At 66.1% G+C, this 3,146-nt stretch carries 3 protein-coding genes; 1 reads left to right on the forward strand and 2 read right to left on the reverse strand.

The genetic code is table 11. From position 1 onward, the window contains the following. Both ubiB and ubiE read right to left on the reverse strand, forming a co-directional pair. Nucleotides 1-1,396 (reverse strand): 2-polyprenylphenol 6-hydroxylase (gene ubiB / locus JHD07_RS06185; RefSeq protein WP_291620096.1); only part of this gene is annotated, 1,396 nt, incomplete at its 3' end. Next, nucleotides 1,393-2,154 carry a bifunctional demethylmenaquinone methyltransferase/2-methoxy-6-polyprenyl-1,4-benzoquinol methylase UbiE gene (ubiE, locus tag JHD07_RS06190; RefSeq protein WP_291620098.1) on the reverse strand — a complete coding sequence of 254 codons (762 nt, stop codon included), beginning with the start codon at nucleotides 2,152-2,154 and terminating at the stop codon, nucleotides 1,393-1,395. The genes ubiE and ubiB, both read right to left, overlap by 4 nt. A gap of 81 nt (nucleotides 2,155-2,235) precedes the next feature. Here ubiE and mutM point away from each other — a divergent pair, with 81 nt between their 5' ends. Next, on the forward strand, nucleotides 2,236-3,117 hold the full coding sequence (gene mutM / locus JHD07_RS06195; RefSeq protein WP_291620100.1) for a bifunctional DNA-formamidopyrimidine glycosylase/DNA-(apurinic or apyrimidinic site) lyase: 882 nt from the start codon (nucleotides 2,236-2,238) through the stop codon (nucleotides 3,115-3,117). The last annotated feature ends 29 nt before the right edge of the window (nucleotides 3,118-3,146 follow it).

Genomic DNA, 3,146 nt, shown 5'->3' on the forward strand with positions numbered 1-3,146 from the left:
GCTCGGCGATCTCCGGCAGTCGCATCAAGACCCGCGCGATGTCCCCGGTTCCGGCAAGGGCGCCTTGCACCCGGCCGATGGGGCCGAGATTGCGCTCGATCCATTCGCGCACCACGGGGTCGGCGATCTTCCAGATATCGAGCTTGGGATCGAAGCCGCGCGCCACGCCCTCGACCACCACCATGGTCTTCTGCAGCAGGATCAGCTCGGGCCGCGTCGTCATGTCGAACAGGCCGGTGACCTCGAGCAGCAGCGTCAGGAGCCGCGCCATCGAGATCTCTTCCGCGGTGCGGTTGTGGATCGGCTCGCCGATGGCACGGATGGCTTGCGCGAAATTTTCGACCGAATGATGCGCGGGCACGTAGCCCGCCTCGAAATGCACCTCGGCGACGCGGCGATAGTCGCGCGTGATGAAGCCGAGCAGGATTTCGGCGAGAAAGCGCCGCTCCTTCATGCCCAATCGGCCCATGATGCCGAAATCGACCGCGACGAGGCGGCCGGCGTCATCCAGGAACAGATTGCCCGGATGCATATCGGCGTGGAAGAAGCCGTCGCGCAGCGCGTGCCGCAAGAAGCTCTGGATCACCTTGCGGCCGAGGTCGGGCAGGTCGACCTGCGACTCAGCAAGGCGCTTGTGGTCGTTCAGCGCGATGCCGTCGATCCACTCCATCGTCAGCACGTTGTGCGTGGTGCGGTCCCAGTCGACGGCGGGCACGCGGAAGTCCGGGTCGTCGCGCGTGTTCTCCGCCATCTCCGACAGCGCCGCGGCCTCGAGGCGCAGATCCATCTCCATCGCGACCGAGCGCGACATGGTGTTGATGACCTCGATCAGGCGCAGCCGCCGCGCCTCGGCCGAATAGGCCTCGGCCTTGTGCGCAACGTAGAAGAAATCCGAGAGATCGCGGCGGAAGCGGGCGGCCACGTTGGGCCTCAGCACCTTGATGGCGACGGACCTGCGGATGCCGTCGTGGAGCACCTCGCCGCGATGCACCTGCGCGATCGAGGCCGCCGCGACCGGCGGGCCGAAGCTCGCGAAGATATCGGTCAGTGGCCGATCGAGGGAGGTCGTGATCGCAGCTTCCGCCTCGGCTTGCGAGAACGGCGGCAGGCGGTCTTGAAGGCTTTCGAGGTCGCGCGCCATGATGACGCCGACCACGTCCGGGCGCGTCGCCAAGAACTGCCCGAGCTTGAGATAGGCCGGGCCCATTCGGGTGAGTGCGCGCGAGATCCGCGGGCCGTGCTTGACGCCGCGGCGCTCAATGATGCGCGCCAGCTTCAGGGCGAGTTGTCCCGGCGGCGGCACCAGGCTCGGATCGACCGAGCCGAACACGCCCTCGCGCGCAAACACGAACGCGGCGCGCATCAGGCGCGCAATGTGGGTGACGGCAGAGATCACAAACGCCAGCCCGAATGCAGTGCGACGATGCCGCCGGAGAGAGACTGCCAGCCGACCCGGGCAAAGCCGGCGTCGCGGATCATGTCGGCGAAGACCGCCGGCTTTGGGAACTTGCGGATCGATTCGACCAGATATTGGTAGGATTCGGCGTCGCCCGTGACCATGCGGCCGAGCGGCGGGATGACCTTGAACGAAAACAGATCATAGAGCTTGTCGAGCCCGGGCATCTCGACGGTGGAGAATTCCAGGCACAGGAAACGGCTGCCGGGCCGCAGCACGCGATAGGCCTCACGCAGCGCCAGGTCGATCCGCGGCACGTTGCGGATGCCGAAGGCGATCGTATAGGCGTCGAAGCTACGGTCGGCGAAGCCAAGCGCTTCGGCATTGCCCTCGACGAAGTCGATGCGGGTGTCGAGATGCCGCTTGGCGGCGCGCTCGCGGCCGACAGCGAGCATGTCGGAATTGATGTCGCAGACGGTGGCATGGAAGCCGGGGCCGGCCGCCTTCGCGGCGCGGAACGCGATGTCCCCGGTGCCGCCGGCAACGTCCAGCAACGCGAACGGCCGCTCGCTCCTCGGCGGGTCGAGCGCCGTGATCATGATGTCCTTCCAGACCCGGTGCAGGCCAGCGGACATCAGATCGTTCATCAGATCATAGCGCGAGGCCACGCTGTGAAACACGTCGTTCACCAGCGTCTGCTTGTCCCCCAGGGGAACATCCCTGAAGCCAAAATGCGTGGTTTCGCCCGGCCGATCCATTACTCTACTCCGCGAGGCGGACCATAGCCTGCCCGCCGCAATGGCGCTATCACACCGCCCTCATAAGGTGAATGCCCGATCATGCCTGAATTGCCCGAAGTCGAGACCGTCCGTCGCGGCCTTCAGCCCGTCATGGAGGGTGCGAAGATCCTGGTCGCGGAGGCCCGCCGCCCGGATCTGCGCTTTCCGTTCCAGCCCGACTTCGTGGCCCGGCTCAAGGGGCAGGTCGTCACGGGCCTCGGCCGCCGCGCAAAATATCTCATGGCAGACCTCGCCTCCGGCGACGTGCTCTTGATGCATCTGGGCATGTCGGGCTCGTTCCGCGTCATCAAGCCGGACAACGTCGTGCAGCCCGGCGAGTTTCACTATCCCAGGGGCAAGGACTCCGCGCACGACCATGTGCTGTTTCGGATGTCGTCCGGCGCGGACATCGTCTTCAACGACCCGCGCCGCTTCGGTTACATGAAGGTGATCGCGCGCCATGCGCTCGATGAAGAGCCGCTGCTGCGCGGCCTCGGCCCCGAACCGCTCGGCAATGAATTCGACGCGGCGATGCTGGCGCGCTCCTGCCAAGGCAAGACCACGAGCCTGAAGGCGGCGCTGCTCGACCAGCGCGTGGTGGCGGGGCTCGGCAACATCTATGTCTGCGAGGCGCTGCACCGCTCGCATCTGTCGCCGCGCCGGATCGCTGCAACGCTATGCACCAGGAAGGGCGAGCCGACTGACCATGCCAAGCGCTTGGTCGGCGCGATCCACACCGTGCTGAACGACGCCATCAAGGCCGGCGGCTCCAGCCTGCGTGACCATCGCCAGACCTCGGGTGAGCTCGGCTATTTCCAGCATTCGTTCAGGGTTTATGACCGCGAAGGCGAGAAATGCACGACCCCGCGCTGCGGCGGCACGGTCAAGCGGTTCACGCAGAACGGCCGCTCGACCTTCTGGTGCCCGCAATGTCAGAAATAGATGCGCATGCAGACGCCGCAGCTTGAAAC

This window comes from Bradyrhizobium sp. (assembly GCF_016462955.1).
Classification (GTDB): Bacteria; Pseudomonadota; Alphaproteobacteria; order Rhizobiales; family Xanthobacteraceae; genus Bradyrhizobium.

What these genes read in the sequence shown, in the direction of transcription:
- mutM (WP_291620100.1), top strand. Translation starts at nt 2,236, where the DNA reads ATGCCTGAATTGCCCGAAGTCGAGACCGTCCGTCGCGGCCTTCAGCCC.
- ubiE (WP_291620098.1), bottom strand. Translation starts at nt 2,154, where the DNA reads ATGGATCGGCCGGGCGAAACCACGCATTTTGGCTTCAGGGATGTTCCC.